Here is an 18,343-nt window from a genome sequence, read left to right on the forward strand (position 1 = left end):
TTATTATGAGCGTAGTAGCGAGGCAAGGCTTCAAATATTCCATTATCGGTTATCTTGGTTTTTTGTTGGGAACAATTTCTGCAATTTTCATTTTCCCTTATGATTTTGAATTTTACGGAAAATTGCGCTACATCCTTCCTGCTGCTGAAATGCTGGTTCCTTTTGTTGTTTTAGGAATTTCTTATTCTAATGTGAAATTTTTTCATACGGTAGAAAAAGACGGTAAAAAACAGAATATGCTTTCGCTCTCGTTGCTTACTGTTCTTATTAATTTTATTGTATTCAGTGTAATATTTTTTATTATCCCCTATTTTTATCCAAAATTCAGGCTTTCGGAAGCGTGGAAGAACAAAGAAATGATTCTTCCATTGATCTTAATTCTTTCGTTTTGTGCGATCTTTAATAAATACACCTCCAACTACAAAAGAATCGTAGTTTCTAATATTTTTGATAATCTTTTTCCGAAAATAGCCAATTTAGGAGCATTTTGTTTATTCTTCTATTTTGCTTTCTCACAGAAAATTGCATTTGCTTTTTTCTTTGGGATCTTCACTTTAATGCTTTTGGGTTACATTTATTACACCAATAGATTAGAAAAAATACAGCTCGATTTCAACACAGATTATTTTAAGAAAAATAATTTCTGGAAAGAGTTTTTTAATTACAGTTTTTTTGGGTTTCTCGGAACATTCGGAAATTATTTAGCCATTAACAGCTTTATGATCGGTGAATATCTAGGAATGGAAGAAGTTGGAATTTATTCGGTTTTATATGCCTTGATTTCTTTGATATCTATCCCACAATTGGGATTATTCAATATTTCTGCACCCATTATCAATAAAACATTGGCAGACGGAGATATGGAAGAACTGGATAGATTTCATAAAAAAACGTCTTTATCTTTATATTTTTTAGGCGCTGTTTTGTTTTCATGCATCATGGTCGGATTTCCTTTTTTAACTCAGTTTATGCCCAAAAACGGGACAATGCTGAGAGAATACGAACCTGTAGTCTGGATCTGGGGTTCTGCGGTTTTAGTTGACCTCGCGACAGGATTCAACGGAAATATTATTTCGCTTTCTAAATATTACCGTTTCAATATTTTGGTAATGCTTTTATTGGCAGGATTAACGATCGGACTAAACTATTATTTCATCAAAAATACAGATCTGAAATTGATCGGAATAGCCTTATCTACAGCAATTTCACTAACAACTTACAATGTTATTAAAATCATTTTTAATTATGTTGTTTTTAAAGTTTCTCCGTTAACGATTGAAATGATTTTTGTGTCAATTATCTGCACTTTAGCAATAACCGTTGCCATCGTGTTGCCTACTTTTGATAACAATTTCATCAATTTGATCTACAAACCGGCTGTTGTTTTAATATTGATTTATATCGGAAATTATTTCACTAAAATATTCCCGATTGAGGATTATTTAAATATCAGATTTATAAAAAGTGTTTTCAAGATAAAGTAAGACATTTGGTGTTTTGGTTTTGGTTTTTAGTGTTTAGCTTTCAATCTGATTGCTTAAAATTTTTTCTAAATTTTCCTGAACCAATTTTTTGTTATAATTTTTTTGAAAATCGAAGTTAATATTTTTCAGTTGGATAAACTGTTCCATCAAATTATCGTTCTCAGGAATAATAAAATCTAATTTTGACGGATAGTTCTTAGGAAAAACAGCCAGTTTTCCATACTTGATGGCATCACCAAGATTCCCTGTCATTTTAGTCGTTCCATAGATTTCCTTTTGACTGAAAAACTCAGTTTCCTGTTGAATCGGGCACCATAAAACATCTGCTTCCCTCATCCACTTTTCAAAATCATTTTGAGAAACACGTTCTGAAAAGTACGTAATACTAATTCGTTCTAACGATTTTTCCAGATCCACAATTTCGCGTAATTCCTGTCCGTCAGCTTTTCCCAGAAATATAAATTCAATTAATTTATTCCCCGAATTCAACCCTTGTCTTAAATCATTTTCCCATTTTCTTATATTTGAAAATACCCTTTTATAATCTCTTCTCATTTGAGAAACACCGCCAGGAATAACTATTTTTAAAACTTTATTCTCGGAATTCTGAATATTTTTAGTGTAAAAAAGAGGAAGGAATTTATATTTTCCAGAAGCCAATTCCTGATCTAATACCAAAAGATTTTTTGCCTTTTTATACACCTTTGATGAATAAAAAAGTCCTTCTTTCCACCATAATTTTAATCTGTAGATCATATCATTTTTCAAGACATTTTTGATTAAATCAGTTTTTGAAATATTGGTAAAATTAATATTATGAATGATAATTGATGTATTAAATTTCTCAGTAACAGCCTGAAAAGTATTGAAATAGCGATGAACAGTTCCAATAATAATCAGGTCGTATTTTTTAATTTTCAGCTGATCCATAATCATTGAACTGTCAGACAGAAATATATTTTCTTTTGATTCTTTTATCTGATTTTTAATTCTTTGCGAAAAATAATAATCCACTTCAAATTCATGGGAATCCTGCATGATTTCTATAAAATCCTGTGCAATTTCTGCGTGCGTGTCTATTTCTATGTAGGCTATTTTTTTCACTTTAAGTTTTGGCTGAAGTTCATTTATATTATTTTTTAACGCAAAGTTCACAAAGTTTTTTACAATTTGACTGTTTTTAAGTTCGCAAAGGCGTTAACACTCAGCAAAGACCCAAAGAACACATTACAATATAAATTAAATATTCAACCACTTCTTTTTCAACGCTTCCCAACGTTTATTGTTGATAATTTTTTGTTCGTCTTTCGTAATTTTCAGTTCCAGTTTTTTTGATCTGCAGTTTTCGTAAGACTTAATAATTTGAAAGAAAAATGGGATCGATTTGCTTTTCATAGCTTCTTTTGAAGATGCGATGTATGCCAGAAATCTTTTTAGACCTAAAAAATAAAAATATCTTCCGTAATAATCAGATTCTTTTACCGTGTAATCTGCGCCTTTTACTTTGATTAATTTCACCTGTAATCCGGGTAAAACAACTTCTTTCCAACCCAAATTTTCAAGCAAAATAGAATCAATATTATCCCAGCCTAACGTTTCCCTTAACCCTCCGATTTCGATGAAACATTCCTTTCGATAAGCTTTCATCGGCCCTCTCACATGATGTTTGTTAGAGTTTCCTTCATACACCCATTCTCCATTTTTCTCGATATATAAAAGTCCTCCAATCAAACCATTTTCAGGGTTATTTTGAAAGGAATTTCTTATAGTTTCAAGATAATTTTCAGGCAAAATAATATCTGCATCGAACTTACAAATGATGTCAAACTCATTTATACTTTGAGTTTTTAATCCGTTTTTAAAAGCATTAACCACTTTTGAGCCCGGTTGATGCGCTGATTTTTGAAGATTTATGGTTTCAAAACGAGAATCCTGATCCGTATATTTTTTGATAATTTCAGGCGTCTGATCTATTGAGCCGTCATTTACCACCACAACTTTATAATCCTTAAAACTTTGCTGCTGTAAAGAGTTTAAAGTGAATGAGAGATTATCTTCTTCATTATGCGCAGGAATGATAATTAAAAATTTCACCTATTTTTTTATTTTCAAATTTACTTCAAATAAAAACTCAGGTTCCTGTAAACTTTCAAAAGGCTTGGTTTTAAAATCACCTTTAATAAAAACCGCACACATCGAATTGGCTACATGATATAAGTTTTGATGAAAATCTTTAGGCAAACCATCCAAAATCCCTTGAAAAACTTCATATCTGATCTTTTCTGGGTTAAAGGCGTAATCATGCCAAACGACTACTGTATTCTCATGCACAAGATGTTTAAAAACCTTTTCAGTATCGTTTTTCACCATTTCATAGCAATGATCTCCATCGATGAAAATAAGGTCATATTTTTTGTTTAACCCTCCAAAATCAAACGTTTTTGAATTTCCTTCTAAGTGAAGGATTTCAGGATTTTTTTTGGAAATAATTCCGTGAAGATCGGCATACTTCTTATCTACGCCTAATTCCAAAAGATCTTTTTCTGAAAGGTTAAAAGTTGTACAATCGTTAATCACTTTTGCAACATTCCAAACGCTTTCTCCTCTCCATGTTCCGATTTCAAAATAGCTTTTTTTTCCTTTTGCTAAAGTCTTTAACAACGCTAAATCCGTAGGAATTGAACCTCCGTCCAGAAAGCATAAATCGATAGTTTCATCAAAAGAACCTTCACTCAGATCAAGAAGGTTGATCTGAGGAAGGGTTTCCAAATGAGGATATTTTTTAAGAAATTCTTTTTTCTTTACATTTCTATCGTTAAGCACCAAGTTAAGCAAGCTTGGATCCTGAGCTATATTTTGTAATGCCTTGACAGTTTTGTTGATCTTACTCACAGAAAATATTATTTATTATGAGGTTTCAGCATGTTTTTAGGATCAAGGATCTCATCCAATTTTTCTTGGGAAAGCAATCCTTTTTCCAACACTAAATTGTATACACTATTTCCCGTTTCCAACGATTCTTTTGCAATCTGCGTAGACTGTTTGTAACCGATGTAAGGATTAAGCGCAGTAACAATTCCTATGCTGTGTTTAACCATGTTTAAGCACACTTCTTTGTTCGCAGTGATGCCGACCACACATTTGTCACGCAACGTATCTAAAGCATTGCAAAGGAAATTAATGTTTTCCATGATGGCATGAGAAAGTACAGGCTCCATTACATTTAATTGTAACTGACCTGCTTCTGCTGCGAAAGTTACCGTTAAATCATTTCCGATTACCTTATAGCAAACCTGATTAACCACTTCCGGAATTACAGGATTTACTTTTCCTGGCATAATTGAAGATCCCGGCTGCATTGGAGGTAAATTAATTTCAAATAATCCAGCTCTTGGCCCTGAAGAAAGCAATCTTAAATCATTACAGATCTTTGACAATTTCACGGCAAGACGCTTCATTGCTGAAGAATAAATCACGTAAGCACCTGTATCCGGCGTAGCTTCAACCAGATTGGGCGCTGAAACGATAGGAAAACCTGTAATCTGAGTTAAATTTTTAGCACAAAGTGTTGCATAACCAATCGGAGCATTAATTCCAGTTCCGATTGCCGTAGCACCCATATTTACTTCAACAAAAAGATCTGCGTTGCTGTTTAATTTAGAAATATCTTCTTCCAAATTGGCTGCAAACGCTTCAAATTCCTGACCTAAAGTCATTGGAACAGCATCCTGAAGCTGGGTTCTTCCCATCTTGATAACATCCTGAAACTCTTCTCCTTTCGCACGGAAAGCTTCAACAATTTTTTGAAGCCTGTCTACCAATCCAACATTCATCTGCAACAATCCCATTTTTATCGCTGTAGGATATGCATCGTTGGTTGATTGTGAAAGGTTAATATGATCGTTTGGTGAACAAAATTCGTATTCACCTTTATTTTTACCTAATTTTTCCAACACTCTATTGGCAATAACTTCGTTTGCATTCATGTTGATCGAAGTTCCCGCCCCGCCCTGAATCATGTCTACAGGAAATTGGTCGTGAAGCTGCCCAGTAATTAATTCGTCACAAGTTTCAGCGATTTTGAAATATAATTCTTCATCAAGCAAACCTAATTCATAGTTGGTCTTTGCAGCAGCTTTTTTCACAAAAGCCAATCCTCTGATGAAATCGGGATATGAAGAGAGCAATTGTCCCGAAATTTTGAAATTATCAATCGCTCTTTGGGTCTGAACTCCATAATAAGCATTTACAGGAACATAGAGTTCACCTAATAAATCACTTTCTTTTCTGAAATTTTCCATTACAGATTTTTTAAATTTTTATAGTTTTAAATATAGCAAAAACGCATCATACCGATGCGCTTTATATTTATTTTACAGGGTATTTTAGACTTAAAGCTTGTAATATCGACCATGTTTCGGCATCCATAATTCCGTCATAGTTTTGCGGACGGAAATGATATTGAAAAGCCTCAATTGTTTTTTTTGTAGCATCATCCCATTTTGCACTTACTTCTACTCCATATCCAAATTTCTGCAGTTGAGTCTGAACACTTGAAATAAATGTAGGATCATTATATTTTACAGTAAAATCCGTAGATGTTGCCAAGTCATAATAGTTTTGTTTTGAAGCTTCATCATACCACATTCCTATTTGATACTGATCATAAAGCTTTTTCCATGGAAAAAACGGTCCCGGATCCTGCTTTCTCGTTGGTGCAATATCAGAATGCGCCAAAACATTGGTTGCAGGGATCTGATATCTTGTAATAATATCTTTTGCTAAAGCAGCTACTTTTTTAACCTGATCATCACTGAAAGGGACAAATAATTTTTTACCTGTAGCATCTGCTGTATAACCAGCATTTACGATTTCAATTCCAATCGAGTTATCATTAAGATTTTTATCATTTCTCCAAGAGCTTACTCCGGCGTGATAAGAACGTTTATTTTCATCTACTAATTGATAGATCTCGTTATCTCCCGTATTGTTTACCAAATAATGTGCACTTACAGCCTGCTGAGTAAGCACTGTTATCGATTTATCATCCGGTAATGCTGTATAGTGTAATATCAGATATCTCTGTCTGAAATTTTGGGCAATTGCCGGGAAATAAGTTTTCACTACTTTATATCCTGCAGGTTTTGCTGAAACGATAGAACCGTAACTCGCAGTGTTATCATTTTTAGTTACATCTGCAATATTTGTAGTAAAAAATTCTACACCATGATCATTTGTAATTTGCGGTTTCGGCTTTTCCTGAGTTTGTGTTTTTACTGCCGTTTTTGGCTGTGATACTGGGTTTTTTGGTTTATAAGAACTTTTTTTTACGTTTTGTTGCGGAGTACACGAAAAAACGAAAGTACTTAATCCGATGATATATAATGTTTTACGCATTGGCTTATTTTTTTAATCATTTATCAGCTCAAAAATACACAAATTTTTCTTGAAAAATATTTGGTAAATAAAGAAATCTATTCTATATTTGCACTCGCAATAACAGAACAACGATCATTAAAAATTAAAGAAAAAAGGAGGGTTGCCAGAGTGGTTAATGGAGCAGTTTGCTAAACTGTCGACGCGAAAGTGTCGCAAGGGTTCGAATCCCTTACCCTCCGCATTTTTTCTTTACAATCTAATTATATTCGGGGCGTAGCGTAGTCCGGTCATCGCGCCTGGTTTGGGACCAGGAGGTCGCAGGTTCGAATCCTGCCGCCCCGACTGTTTTAATAGTTTTTTCAAAACTATTCAATGGGTGCGTAGCTCAGCTGGATAGAGCATCTGCCTTCTAAGCAGACGGTCTCAGGTTCGAATCCTGACGCGCTCACAAAAAAACTCACAATTTTAATTGTGAGTTTTTTTGTTTTTAGGCTTCTTCTTAGTTTTAATCAAAAGCCTAAAAAATCTAATAAAATCATAATTTCTCCATTTTTGGCTCCTAATACCCATAAATAGACTATTTTGGGTTCTTTGGAATTTAGTTTAATTCTTATTCTCAAAGTTCTATTTCAGGGATCAGTCTCAAATATACCTTGTGATTGTATACATTTCAGCAATTCGAAACACTGTTCCATTAAATTCCAGTTTTTAGGATAAATATCGAATAGGCGATCATCCTTTTTGCTTTCATATAGCCCTGTTTAACCGCTTTGAGATGCTGTAAACATCATTTAGAAAACGCTTTGCTGATCAAAGATCCTTCTTACGTTTATGCTTCCCAATGTAAATCTTACCTTAGTAAACCATATTTCTCATAACACTTATAGAAGTATATCGTTATCTCTTTAGCCAGTTCTCCAAATGGTTACTCTTTAAAAATTCTTCAATTTTATCCCATTCTATCTGTCCGGCAATGGAATTGGAATTAGCATCAAAAACATGTTCACCGTAAGGAATTTCAACATAGGAAACAGGAAGTTTCAGATCTTCCGCTTTTTTCACAAATTTTCTTGTAGCTTCTACGTTTACAACGTGATCTATTTCTCCCGCAATAATGAATGTCGGGGAAATTCCTTTTGAAAGCTGATTTATTAAATTCAGACGTGCATAGCGTTCCGGAACTTCAGCAGGTGAACCTCCAAGATATTTTCTGGCGGCATACTTAAGGTCAATATTTTTTTTCTCATCTATTTTCTGCCAGAGCTCTGATAAGCTGACAGGCGGATAAATAGCAATAACTCCCGCCGGAACCGGAGGCTGCGGAGAATCATAAGATTTTGCAAAACCTTTCCTCAACCCTAAATCTGCCTGCATCACCAAAGCTGCTCCCGCAGATCCGCCTACCAAAACTATTTTGTTGGGATTAACATTGAATTTTTTTGAATTTTTCACAATAAATCCCATCGAAGTCACAACTGAATTAGCAGCAGACTCCCAATTGTGCCGATCTTCCTTTCCTAAGGGATAGTCGATGGAGAAAACCATATATCCATGGTCTTTAAACCAATTGGCAGCAGAGCCGACCTGGGTTCTGTTTCCCTCAATAAAAGCACCGCCATGCACAAGAATAACAGGAATTACAGGTACTGCCGATTTTGTTTGCGGGCGGAAAACATCTATATGCTGTACTTCGTTATAAATAGTAAGATAAGAATAAGTTTCCGTAGGTTTTACAGGTTCTTCAGAACTTTTTAATCCCTGAGAAAATGAAACTTTGGCATTGTATTTTTTAGCGGTAGAAAACATGACTGTAGTGAAATAAATCTGGGCCATAAAAAACAGAACCGAAAGAATTAAATTAACTCTCAATAATTTCCGCCAATACTTTCCATATGTATAGAAAAGGAAACAGATACATATTAATACCAGACTCAAAACAACAAACCAGGAATTGAACTGCATGGTAAACGAACTGCTGTAACCACTCAGAAGCATTGGTGTTTTCAGATATACTGAAATCATGGGAATAACTAACAATATCAGAATGATGAAGAGCAAAGCTGCAAAGAATATATTTAAAAACTTTTTCATTGTATTAAAATTTATAGGTTACCGTAAGATATCCGGAAGTTGGTGGAATTGCAATCGTAAAATAGGGAGTATTGTTGGCAACTGCTGAAGCATATTCGGCTTGGGTGAAGTTTTCGAAGCCAGCAAGCTGCTGCTGAAGTGTTCCTGGTCTCTGATAGCTCATCACCCCATATTTGTTAAATACATTGTTTATATTGATCAGCATACTGAGATTTTCATTTAAATTATACCCTATTCCCAGATCAAACTGCGAAAATCCCGGCAGTTTATAGACATTGGTATTGCTACCTTCTCTTTTACCCATATAGCTCCAGGTTACAAAGCCGAATGCTTTACCAATTTTTAAGCTGGGAGTTACATTGGCCATAATTTTTGGTGTGTAGGCTATGGTAGTTCCTGAATATGAGAAAACAGTGTCATCTGAAGGTCCGGCCATACTTCCCAGATTCCATAGATATCCTTCTTTCACCTTCGGGTCCTGTAGTGTAAGTACGGCTCTAATACTGAAATTATCAGTCGGTTTGATATTAGTTTCCAACTCTACTCCATACGTTTCGTTTTTGTTATATAATGTTGGAGTTGTATAGAATCCGCCAGTACTATCTTCCGCCATAAAACTGTACGGAACATTGCTCAATAAGCTGTAGAATGGTGTTATAAATGCATCAAAATAAGTAGTTTTAGCCTTAAATCCCATTTCCACCTGCTGCGTCTTTCTGGATTGCGGATCCAATAAAGCAATGGTCTCCGGTCTTTTGGCTGCAAAAAACATATCAAGATCCGGAGATTTGCTGCCCTTAGAATATCTGGCATATACTGCGAGGTTATTATTGAATTTATAATTTACAGCGGCCGAATATGAAAAATTTTCCAGCTGCCTGCTATAGGCGACATTGGTGAGCTTTGTTAATGCATTATTGTTATACAGAGTATAAATACTTCCATCGGTCCCTCCGTTTTTATCAGAAAGCAGATACGTTCTGGTATTATCCCCTTTGATCCATACTTTCTCATACCTTACTCCCCAATCTAAAGTCAGACGATCTGTAATATCCCAGGTATGTCCAAAAAATACGGATCCCTGCTGCTGTTTAGCTTTAAATTCCATCAAATCTCCTATACTGCCCGCAGCCTGTGCAAAACCATCGCTATTGGTCAGCTGGTAAATACCGGGTTTTGTAAAATCTAAAGTGGTAACTCCCGTTAAGGTTAGAGTCATCATTCTGGGTCTATTTTCTAAAGTTGTAAGAGCGATCCCATTAATTCCGGAAAAGCGCCAGACATCGGAGTAACCATAATAACCACCAAATGAGAAATTCATATTGTTCCATTTCTTACTGATGGTTAATTGATTCATTGATTCTTTTACTTTATTTTCATAAAAATTAAGTGGTGACATCAAAAATGAATTATTCTGAATAGACTGACCCGGCAGCAAATTCTTAGTTATTTGATAAGCAGGCAACCCTCCGGGTCCCAAAGCGGAATTGACACTTGCCAGCTCCTGTCCTGTAAGGGCATCTTTAAAGGAATAAGTCCCAACTCCTAATCCACCAATTAAAAAATAAGAAGTTAAATCATCTAGCGAGGTAAGAAAAGAATTTCCTACGCTGTTCTGTACTACTTCATTATCAGTATATTTGCTAGCTAAAAATAGTTTCCAGTCATTACCCAGATTATGATCCCAGTTTAATCCTACAGACCTGTATTTGTTGCTAACCAAACGACCCGAATTATAATCTACATTACCTCCATGAATAAAGTCTGGAGAATTATACTGTAATTTTGGAGTCAGCAAAGATGAACTGCTGCTGAATCCTTCTGCCGGTTCAGGATTCGTATAATCTCTTGTAGGTACCAATTGAGCATAACCGTTTCTGTCGTCAAGATATTTCAGAAATACCTTAACGCTTCCTTTATTATATTTTTTTAGAATGTTTGCTTTTACCTGCCCTCCATTATTAAATGGATATCCAGGATATTTGGCTCCTAAGTCGTACCGATAAAATCCTCCGACATTAAAAAACCAGTTATTTCCCAAGGGACCTCCAACATTGGCATCGATTCTATGATATCCTGAATTATCAGCGCCCTGAACACCATATTTTGCACGGATTTCTCCACCCAATTTATTTCCGCCTGTTTTGGAAATATAATTAAAAATTCCGCCCGGCGCATTGGCAGCAGTAATAGAAGCAGAACCTCCCCTTACCGCATCAATCTGAGCAATCGTTGCATCTGCTCTTAAGAAAAAATCGGGTCCATAATTAAAATAAGTTGTATTGGTAACCGGTAAGCCGTCTTCCTGCATAGAAATATACTCGTAAGCAAATGTACCGTCCGCAGAACCAGCACTGATTCCTCTTGAGCTCACATTATTCCGGATCTCTCCCAATGATGAATTGACATATACTCCGGGAACATTTTTAAGTAGATCTGCAGCACTATTGGGAACCTGCTTCTCAATAAGGTCGCTCTTCAGAACAGAAATTGCAATGGATGCATTCATTCTTGTTCTTTTATCAAATACTCCCGTCATAATCACTTCATCAATATCTTTGGTTTTCGCCGTATCGGCTTCTTTTTTCTGAGCCATCACACTTCCAGATGCTGTCAAAAAAAGTATTGCTATAGTGATTTTAGAATTCAAAAATTTAGTGTTCATATTATTCTTTAATAATTAATTTGTTCCATATTTTTTAAGCCATTCTGCCATATTGGTGAACACGGTCTGCTCATCTTCTGGCAATTTTGTAATAAGATGGCCTGCTCCAGGAACTACTACTAATTTGTAATTAGCCCCTTTTGCTTTCAAAGCGTTTTCCAGGATATAAGCCTGCTGAATAGGAACCACTTCATCTTTATCGCCATGGATGATCATAGTAGGAATTTGATTCACAAATTTTACAGGGCTCGTTTCGGTATAGGCTTCCGGGATTGCGTCACCGGAATTCCATACTACTTTATTTCCTGACATTTTATCTAAAACGCCAAAAAGATGGGCTGCTTTTACATATTGCAGCGTCTGCACATCTGTGAAATCTACAGGGCCACACATTTCTATTATGGCTTTGATCTGAGAATTTTTTGTATAGGTGTACATCAGTGAAACGTGTGCCCCGGAACTTCCTCCTGAAATTGAAAAGCCAACATTTCTGGTATTCCATTTTTTGGATTGGGAAGACAAGTATTTGGCAACATTATCGATATCATCCAGAAGTTCTGAAAGATGAGTGTCTGTAGAATTAGCATAGCGGTAATTAATATTGGCTACAGCAATTCCCTGCGAAAGAAGATATTCAGAAAGTTTACCATCATCTTTTTTATCACCCTGCGTCCAGGCTCCTCCGTGGATATTAATGAGGAATGCTGTTTTGGGGGTTCTGCCAGCAGGAAGATAAACATCCATTACATTCCTTTCATAGGAACCGTATTTTATGTTGCTGAGTCTTTTTTCCTGCTTAATTTCACGGAAATTTTTGGTATTTTCAGTATTTGGAGTTTGTGTTGAGCAGCTTACTGTCAATAATCCAATTGACAGAACTACAATTTTAAAATATTTCATCTCAGTTAGTTTTTAAATTTTTTTTAAGGATTTTTCCTGTGGCACTTAAGGGCAATTCATCAATAAATTCTATAATTCGCGGGTACTTATATTGAGCTATCCTTTCTTTTGTCCATCCTTTGATATCCTCTTCAGAAACCTTACTTTCTTTTTTCTTTACCACAAATGCTTTTATTTCTTCGCCCAATTTTTCATCATGAATTCCGACAATAGCAACCATGGAAATATCAGAATGTCTCATCATTAGTTCTTCAACTTCGCGTGGATATACATTCATCCCACCTCTGATAATCATTTCTTTTTTCCGGTCAACAATGAAAAAAAAACCGTCTTCATCTTTTACAGCAATATCTCCGGAAAACAGCCAGCCATTTTTCAAAACTTCTTCCGTTTCTTTATGTTTTTTGTAATAAGCCTTCATCACATTGGGACCACGATAGATTAACTCCCCCTTTTCGCCAGCGGGAAGCTCATTGCAATTATCATCTACAATCTTCACCTCAACTCCCCAAATCGGAGTTCCAATAGAGCCGGGCTTTCTTCCAACATCCAATTGATTGAAAGTGACCACAGGTGAGCCCTCAGACATCCCATACCCTTCGATAATCGGAACACCGAAACGATCTTCGAATTCATTAATTATTTTTACAGGCAGAGAAGCTCCACCAGAAAGGCAGATTCTTAATTTTTTAATAACATTTCTGCTTTCTTCAGTATCTTCTTCATTGAGAAGAGCCCAATACATAGATGGAACACCGGCAAAGATTTTGACATCAAAATGGTCAATAAGCTGGTAAACCGTTTTTGCATCAAATTTGGGCAGCAGAATGAGATGAAGTGATTTTCGGATTCCCGCAAGCAGCATTACCGTTAGTCCAAAAATGTGAAATAACGGTAAAACAACAAACTGCCCTTCAAATTCATCAGCTGCCACTATTTTTGTGCTGGCTTCTGCATTGGTAAAAAGATTAATGTGTGAAAGCTCTGCCCCCTTAGGTTTTCCTGTAGTTCCGGAAGTATAAATGATTACGGCTGTATCTTCTGATGAAGTCGTGTAAGATTCAAAATGTGTATCTTCATCTTTGATTAAATCATCAAAATCCTGAACACCTTCTGCTATATCTCCAATGCTGATAAAATCTTTGCATGATTCTGTTTTATCAAATCCTTCTTTTCCAAATTTTCCCGTCAGCATTTCCGAAGTCCCCGCAAAACATAAAAACATTTTGCTTTCAGAATCAGAAAGATGGTAAGCAACTTCTTCAGGTTTAAAAAAAATACTAAGCGGAACAACGGTTGCTCCTACTTTTAATATCCCGAAAAAAATAATCGGAAATTGAAGAATATTAGGACAGAGCAAGGCGACTTTATCACCATAGCCGATTCCTTTTTTTGTAAGAGCATTTGCCGTCTGGCAGATCTTATCATGGAAAATACTATAGCTTAAAGTAGTTTCACCAAGACTTAACGCCGGTTTTTTAGGATTTCTTTTTGCGCTCTGCTCCACCAGAATTGATAAGTTCAGCATAGTTTCTGTTCATATTGAGTTAATATTAATATGAAATCCTTTTAAACTAGGGAGTTTTCATATCAACTTATGTTAACTCCAAATTAATGATATGCTGAATAGGGACTGATACGAAAAGGAAATTCTGTGATACGAAAAAGGATTTTTTTTAAGTGTATAAAAATAAAAACTCTTATAAATGACAGTATAACTAGCATTTACAGCAACACGTGTAAAAGTGTTTAATTTCACAAACGTTCTTCAGAAGGAAGTTTTCCAAAATAGCGAAGATAGAGCTGTGAAAAATGACCCCGATTATTATACCCAATAAAATCGCTGATCTCGCCAACCGATTTTCCGGTTTCCAGAAGCATAGATCTTGCCATTTCCATTCTGGCTTTAATGATGTACTGATGAATAGGCAATTGTGTATAATCCTTAAATCCTTTTTTTAAATCACAGCTATTGAGTCCACAATAACGGCTAATTTCTTTGATGGCCAAATTTTGCAATGCATTGGTATCTACAAAATCTTTAGCCAGTTTTATTTTGTCCACAAATGCATTTTTATTTTCGAATGCTTTTTCTTCTGAAAGCAGGTAATGTATCCAATAACTTAGGAACTCAAGAATTCTGCTTTCGAGAATGACACTACATGAGGCATCATCAAATGGGGTGTCAAAAATAGTTTTAAGTTTTTCCTGGCTCAGATAGTTGCGGTGTGCATTTTCCAGTTTCTCTTTCAATAATCCATTATCTTTTGGAAAAATACTTTTCGGGACAAAAATCCTTACCCCATCTATATCAGTCGTATTGTGTTCGAATTCTTTTTCATCATAAATAAAATTACTGCTGACCTTCCCTTCTCTATTGATTCTGAAGTCCATCATTCCGTTATCTCCAACTTTATGTGGGGAGTGAAAAATAGTTTCCTCATGAAAGTTCCATTTTCCACGAAAAAAGTGAAAATTTTTATTATTAAAAAGAACGAGCTTCCCACTCCCCAAATCTAATGGCATTTCCAGAATAGTAGAATTCAAGAAATTTTTCTCACCAAATCTGTAATCCTGAACCAGACCCTGTTTAAAACCGTCTGCCTCAAGATAAGGAAGGATTAATTCCATAAGAGGTAATTTATTTATTATGCCAAGTTAATAAAAATTAAATACATGACAAATATCATGTATTTAATTGTAAATATTCTGTATAAAATGATACAAACCATCATGATGGATATGAGAAGATTTATACTAGAAAAAGGGTAATTATTTTGGTTTAAGAAACTGATTAATTGCTCTCAAAGTGATTTCCATACTTCCCGGAAGCGGCATTCCGTGGGCATATCCTGAAAAAAAATGAAGTTCAGTAAAATTGCCAGCTTTTATAAGGCGGTCTGCATAAACCAGCCCGCTATCTCGTAAAGGATCTGCTCCGGCTACAAAAATCACAGTTGGCGGTAAGTTTGAAACATTTTCAATATTTCCAGGCAATACATATTTTTCTTTTGAATTTCCTTTTTCCCCAACATAATAATTTTTTATAATGGGAAAATCTTCACTTTTAAGACCTGGAATTCTTTTTAATTCAATAACAGATGGATAATCCATCCCCCAATCACCTGGAGGAATCTCTAAAATTTCTAAACTGATTTTCGGTCCTCTCTGATCTCTTACATATTGTGCCAAACTTCCGGATATACCAGCTCCTGCACTTATTCCCCCCACTGCAAGAAGTTTCGGATTTCCACTGATACTTTCTGCATTTTTAGTGGCCCACAATAAGGAAGCATAGGCATCGTAAAGTGCTGCTGGAAAAGGATATTCCGGAGCGAAACGATAATCTATATTTATAACTATGGTATTCCCTTTCACTGCGTAATCTGCACATCTCTGATGGTCCCATTTTGGAGTTCCATAAATAAAACCACCACCATGGAACCAAAGGAGTATGGGTAGATTTTTCGCGTTTTTGGGTTTATAGATCGTTACCGGGATTTCAGGATCTTTTGCATTCAATCCAGGGATTTTAGACTGAATCACGTCAACACTATCTTTGTTCTTTAATTCTGGCCAAGGAATTTCTGCATCAATTTTACGCTGTTTCTTAATTTCCTCGAGAGTAATATCCTGAATAGGAGTATTAATCATAGAACTAAACTGTGGCAGTAATCTTTTTTCTACCTCCTTAAGGGTAAGCGGATGATATTGCTGTCCAGACGATAAACCCGAGATAAGGAAAAGAATTAAAAATAAAATATATTTTTTCATAATAATAGGAATATTGGATTGTCTGCTTTCAAAAGTAATACTATGCTTAGCAACGGATGATACGAAAAAGAAATTTGGTGACACGAAAGAGGAAATTCTTACATGATGAGACCTAGATCGAAGTTTCCCCTTTTTACTTACCATCCGGTACATCCTGAACCTAGATCTTACTTCAGTACACCGTATTTTTTATAGCACCTATAAAAGTATTCTAGCCACCTCTACTTTTCCCCAGGTCCATCTTCACCCTAACATGATCTGCTGGAGTATACTACTGTCTATTATTATGACTTAATGTATTGATTTTTTTAGTCAAAAGAAGAGCACTCTTGAACGAGCACCCTTCTTCTTGTGAGATATTGTCAAGCAAACTGCATGCAGCGCTAATCTTCATGGTCATTAATTTGCTTGTGTAAAATTCATTAAATTATTCATCCTGAGAAATGATATCAGTCACTAAAAAAAATGATATTGCCAGATGAAAACACAGGTTTAAAGTCAGCTCTTTTTTTTAAATTAATTAGTACCACACTTACTTATCATAGTTTGTACGTAAATTCGTACAGTCTGATGGTAAGTAACTTACTATTTTATCCCTCCTTATATTTCCAAAATTTATTCATTACTAACTCTGAAACACTTGGTATGATTCTCATCATTTAAATATGTTTTTTTTCGACAAAAATAAACGAGAGCAGATAATTTCTACTCTCGTTTTTGAATTTATTGTTTTAAAATTTGTTTGATTTTCAATAAGTTAGTCATTGAAAACATTCTCATCACTAATCTTTGGAACATTACCCTCTCTCAACTTAAAGAGTATAAAAAGTATAACCTTTTTGTCCTAAAAAAGATAGCAACTCCATCTCTAGTTTGATATTATAAATTGCACAAGTACAATATTAGAGTTATAATCTTCCTTTTAAAAAAAATTGACTTACACAATTCATGAAATTTAAAAGAATCAATAATTTAAAATATTGAAAATCAGATATTTAATTCGATACAATTTAAAATTTTATCAATAAAAACAAACTTACTATGATCTTTTCTTCATGGTTATAGTGTAGACATTGCAGAGTAAATTGACTATTTCTGTGAAAGAGTATTTCTGATTGAACCCAATTTTTTATTTTCAGCCAGTAAAGAATTTTTTGCCTTTAACAACTCTGCTAAAGTTTCAATTATTGTTTGACTATTTTTGTTGGTCTTTTCAATAACTGGAGACCTTGTTAATAGAAAATTGCCTTATTTTGCTTGCTGACCGGAGTAAAAGTAAATCAAAAAACGCTGTAATTATGAGTAAAAATTGTTTTATTGTACCATTTTTAAAATTGTAATTAATACAGAGGTATTCATTCTACCTTTTTTTGAATTACTAAAGTGAGGAATCTTTCTTCGTCTTGTCTCCTGGTTGGATATTCTGGCTATAATGAACATGCATTATTCCTTACATTCTGTTCAAACTCTAAAAGCTAAGAAAGAATGAGGATATTTCTCGAGATGACCATGCTTCTATAGTTGCTATGGTATCTACAATCTCTCATTCTTTTTCACTTTATTTAAACTCTCAATTTATTCTTTTACAAACATAGGAGGTATTACCAAGTGAATATTCACAAGAAATATAAACTTTTTGTCCTAAAAAAGATAGCAACTCCAAATCATAATTTCTCTATTTTCTTTACTCCGAAATTTTATAATTATTTTTTCAATTTCTTATTGAATATGCCATTTCTTCCACAAAGAAAAATAAAAGTGTAAAAATTATCATTATTTTTATCGCTCTGTAAATTATGTTAACTCAATGGTTATTAAATGGGTAAAGTTAACATAAATGTAATCTTAAAAAATTCATTGAAAATTATTTCTATTTTTATTTTTTTATATCAAAAAGTATCCTATCTTTGCACCCACAAAAAACAAGGTAATATTCATTGTTTTAGATGGCCTAATCGGGGCGTAGCGTAGTCCGGTCATCGCGCCTGGTTTGGGACCAGGAGGTCGCAGGTTCGAATCCTGCCGCCCCGACTGTTTTAATAGTTTTTTC

12 protein-coding genes and 4 tRNA genes are annotated in these 18,343 nt (G+C 34.8%); 5 read left to right on the top strand and 11 right to left on the bottom strand.

The features are described 5' to 3' along the window. The first annotated feature begins 5 nt into the window (after positions 1-5). Positions 6-1,484 (top strand): lipopolysaccharide biosynthesis protein, encoded by a 1,479-nt coding sequence (locus BT156_RS18615; RefSeq protein WP_072412445.1) that lies wholly within the window; start codon positions 6-8, stop codon positions 1,482-1,484. A 33-nt stretch (positions 1,485-1,517) separates the two neighbouring features. On the opposite strand, the gene BT156_RS18620 is transcribed toward BT156_RS18615, so the two are convergent. The 5 genes from BT156_RS18620 to BT156_RS18640 form a co-directional block, all read right to left on the bottom strand. After that, positions 1,518-2,639 (bottom strand): hypothetical protein, encoded by a 1,122-nt coding sequence (locus BT156_RS18620; protein ID WP_228430188.1) that lies wholly within the window; start codon positions 2,637-2,639, stop codon positions 1,518-1,520. Between the two features lie 84 nt (positions 2,640-2,723). Beyond that, positions 2,724-3,578: a glycosyltransferase family 2 protein gene (locus BT156_RS18625; protein ID WP_072412446.1), complete on the bottom strand. Its 855-nt coding sequence runs from the start codon at positions 3,576-3,578 to the stop codon at positions 2,724-2,726. Continuing rightward, positions 3,579-4,376: a class I SAM-dependent methyltransferase gene (locus BT156_RS18630; RefSeq protein ID WP_072412447.1), complete on the bottom strand. Its 798-nt coding sequence runs from the start codon at positions 4,374-4,376 to the stop codon at positions 3,579-3,581. Between the two features lie 8 nt (positions 4,377-4,384). Further along, positions 4,385-5,785, bottom strand: coding sequence for an aspartate ammonia-lyase (aspA, locus tag BT156_RS18635; RefSeq protein ID WP_072412448.1), 1,401 nt, complete (start codon positions 5,783-5,785; stop codon positions 4,385-4,387). A gap of 67 nt (positions 5,786-5,852) precedes the next feature. Next, positions 5,853-6,881 carry an N-acetylmuramoyl-L-alanine amidase gene (locus BT156_RS18640; protein WP_072412449.1) on the bottom strand — a complete coding sequence of 343 codons (1,029 nt, stop codon included), beginning with the start codon at positions 6,879-6,881 and terminating at the stop codon, positions 5,853-5,855. A 136-nt stretch (positions 6,882-7,017) separates the two neighbouring features. Here BT156_RS18640 and BT156_RS18645 point away from each other — a divergent pair. The 3 genes from BT156_RS18645 to BT156_RS18655 all read left to right on the top strand — a co-directional run bounded on the left by BT156_RS18645 (position 7,018) and on the right by BT156_RS18655 (position 7,311). Then, a tRNA-Ser gene (locus tag BT156_RS18645) sits at positions 7,018-7,102 on the top strand. A 28-nt stretch (positions 7,103-7,130) separates the two neighbouring features. Beyond that, positions 7,131-7,205 (top strand) — tRNA-Pro (locus BT156_RS18650). A 32-nt stretch (positions 7,206-7,237) separates the two neighbouring features. Then, positions 7,238-7,311: transfer RNA gene (locus BT156_RS18655), tRNA-Arg, on the top strand. Positions 7,312-7,760: 449 nt separating this feature from the next. Here the strand turns inward: BT156_RS18655 and BT156_RS18660 are convergent. From BT156_RS18660 to BT156_RS18685, 6 genes are all read right to left on the bottom strand, one after another. Further along, on the bottom strand, positions 7,761-8,954 hold the full coding sequence (locus BT156_RS18660; protein WP_083582402.1) for an alpha/beta hydrolase: 1,194 nt from the start codon (positions 8,952-8,954) through the stop codon (positions 7,761-7,763). Positions 8,955-8,958: 4 nt separating this feature from the next. Further along, complete coding sequence (locus BT156_RS18665) at positions 8,959-11,619, bottom strand: TonB-dependent receptor (RefSeq protein ID WP_083582403.1); 2,661 nt, start codon at positions 11,617-11,619, stop codon at positions 8,959-8,961. A 15-nt stretch (positions 11,620-11,634) separates the two neighbouring features. Continuing rightward, positions 11,635-12,519 (bottom strand): alpha/beta hydrolase family protein, encoded by an 885-nt coding sequence (locus BT156_RS18670; protein ID WP_072412452.1) that lies wholly within the window; start codon positions 12,517-12,519, stop codon positions 11,635-11,637. 1 nt (position 12,520) lies between these two features. Further along, the gene (locus BT156_RS18675; protein ID WP_072412453.1) at positions 12,521-14,047 is read right to left on the bottom strand and encodes a long-chain-fatty-acid--CoA ligase; all 1,527 of its coding nucleotides are present in this window, start codon (positions 14,045-14,047) and stop codon (positions 12,521-12,523) included. Positions 14,048-14,274: 227 nt separating this feature from the next. Beyond that, positions 14,275-15,150, bottom strand: a complete 876-nt coding sequence (locus BT156_RS18680) for a helix-turn-helix transcriptional regulator (RefSeq protein ID WP_072412454.1) — start codon at positions 15,148-15,150, stop codon at positions 14,275-14,277. A gap of 141 nt (positions 15,151-15,291) precedes the next feature. Then, on the bottom strand, positions 15,292-16,293 hold the full coding sequence (locus BT156_RS18685; protein WP_072412455.1) for an alpha/beta hydrolase: 1,002 nt from the start codon (positions 16,291-16,293) through the stop codon (positions 15,292-15,294). Between the two features lie 1,956 nt (positions 16,294-18,249). Between BT156_RS18685 and BT156_RS18690 the strand changes: the two genes are divergently transcribed. Continuing rightward, positions 18,250-18,324: transfer RNA gene (locus BT156_RS18690), tRNA-Pro, on the top strand. Positions 18,325-18,343: the final 19 nt, after the last annotated feature.

Origin of the sequence: Chryseobacterium limigenitum (assembly GCF_900114875.1) — a bacterium.
Taxonomy (GTDB): domain Bacteria; phylum Bacteroidota; class Bacteroidia; order Flavobacteriales; family Weeksellaceae; genus Chryseobacterium; species Chryseobacterium limigenitum.

What these genes read in the sequence shown, in the direction of transcription:
- BT156_RS18615 (WP_072412445.1), top strand. Translation starts at nt 6, where the DNA reads ATGAGCGTAGTAGCGAGGCAAGGCTTCAAATATTCCATTATCGGTTAT.
- aspA (WP_072412448.1), bottom strand. Translation starts at nt 5,785, where the DNA reads ATGGAAAATTTCAGAAAAGAAAGTGATTTATTAGGTGAACTCTATGTT.
- BT156_RS18640 (WP_072412449.1), bottom strand. Translation starts at nt 6,881, where the DNA reads ATGCGTAAAACATTATATATCATCGGATTAAGTACTTTCGTTTTTTCG.
- BT156_RS18660 (WP_083582402.1), bottom strand. Translation starts at nt 8,954, where the DNA reads ATGAAAAAGTTTTTAAATATATTCTTTGCAGCTTTGCTCTTCATCATT.
- BT156_RS18665 (WP_083582403.1), bottom strand. Translation starts at nt 11,619, where the DNA reads ATGAACACTAAATTTTTGAATTCTAAAATCACTATAGCAATACTTTTT.
- BT156_RS18670 (WP_072412452.1), bottom strand. Translation starts at nt 12,519, where the DNA reads ATGAAATATTTTAAAATTGTAGTTCTGTCAATTGGATTATTGACAGTA.
- BT156_RS18675 (WP_072412453.1), bottom strand. Translation starts at nt 14,047, where the DNA reads ATGCTGAACTTATCAATTCTGGTGGAGCAGAGCGCAAAAAGAAATCCT.
- BT156_RS18680 (WP_072412454.1), bottom strand. Translation starts at nt 15,150, where the DNA reads ATGGAATTAATCCTTCCTTATCTTGAGGCAGACGGTTTTAAACAGGGT.
- BT156_RS18685 (WP_072412455.1), bottom strand. Translation starts at nt 16,293, where the DNA reads ATGAAAAAATATATTTTATTTTTAATTCTTTTCCTTATCTCGGGTTTA.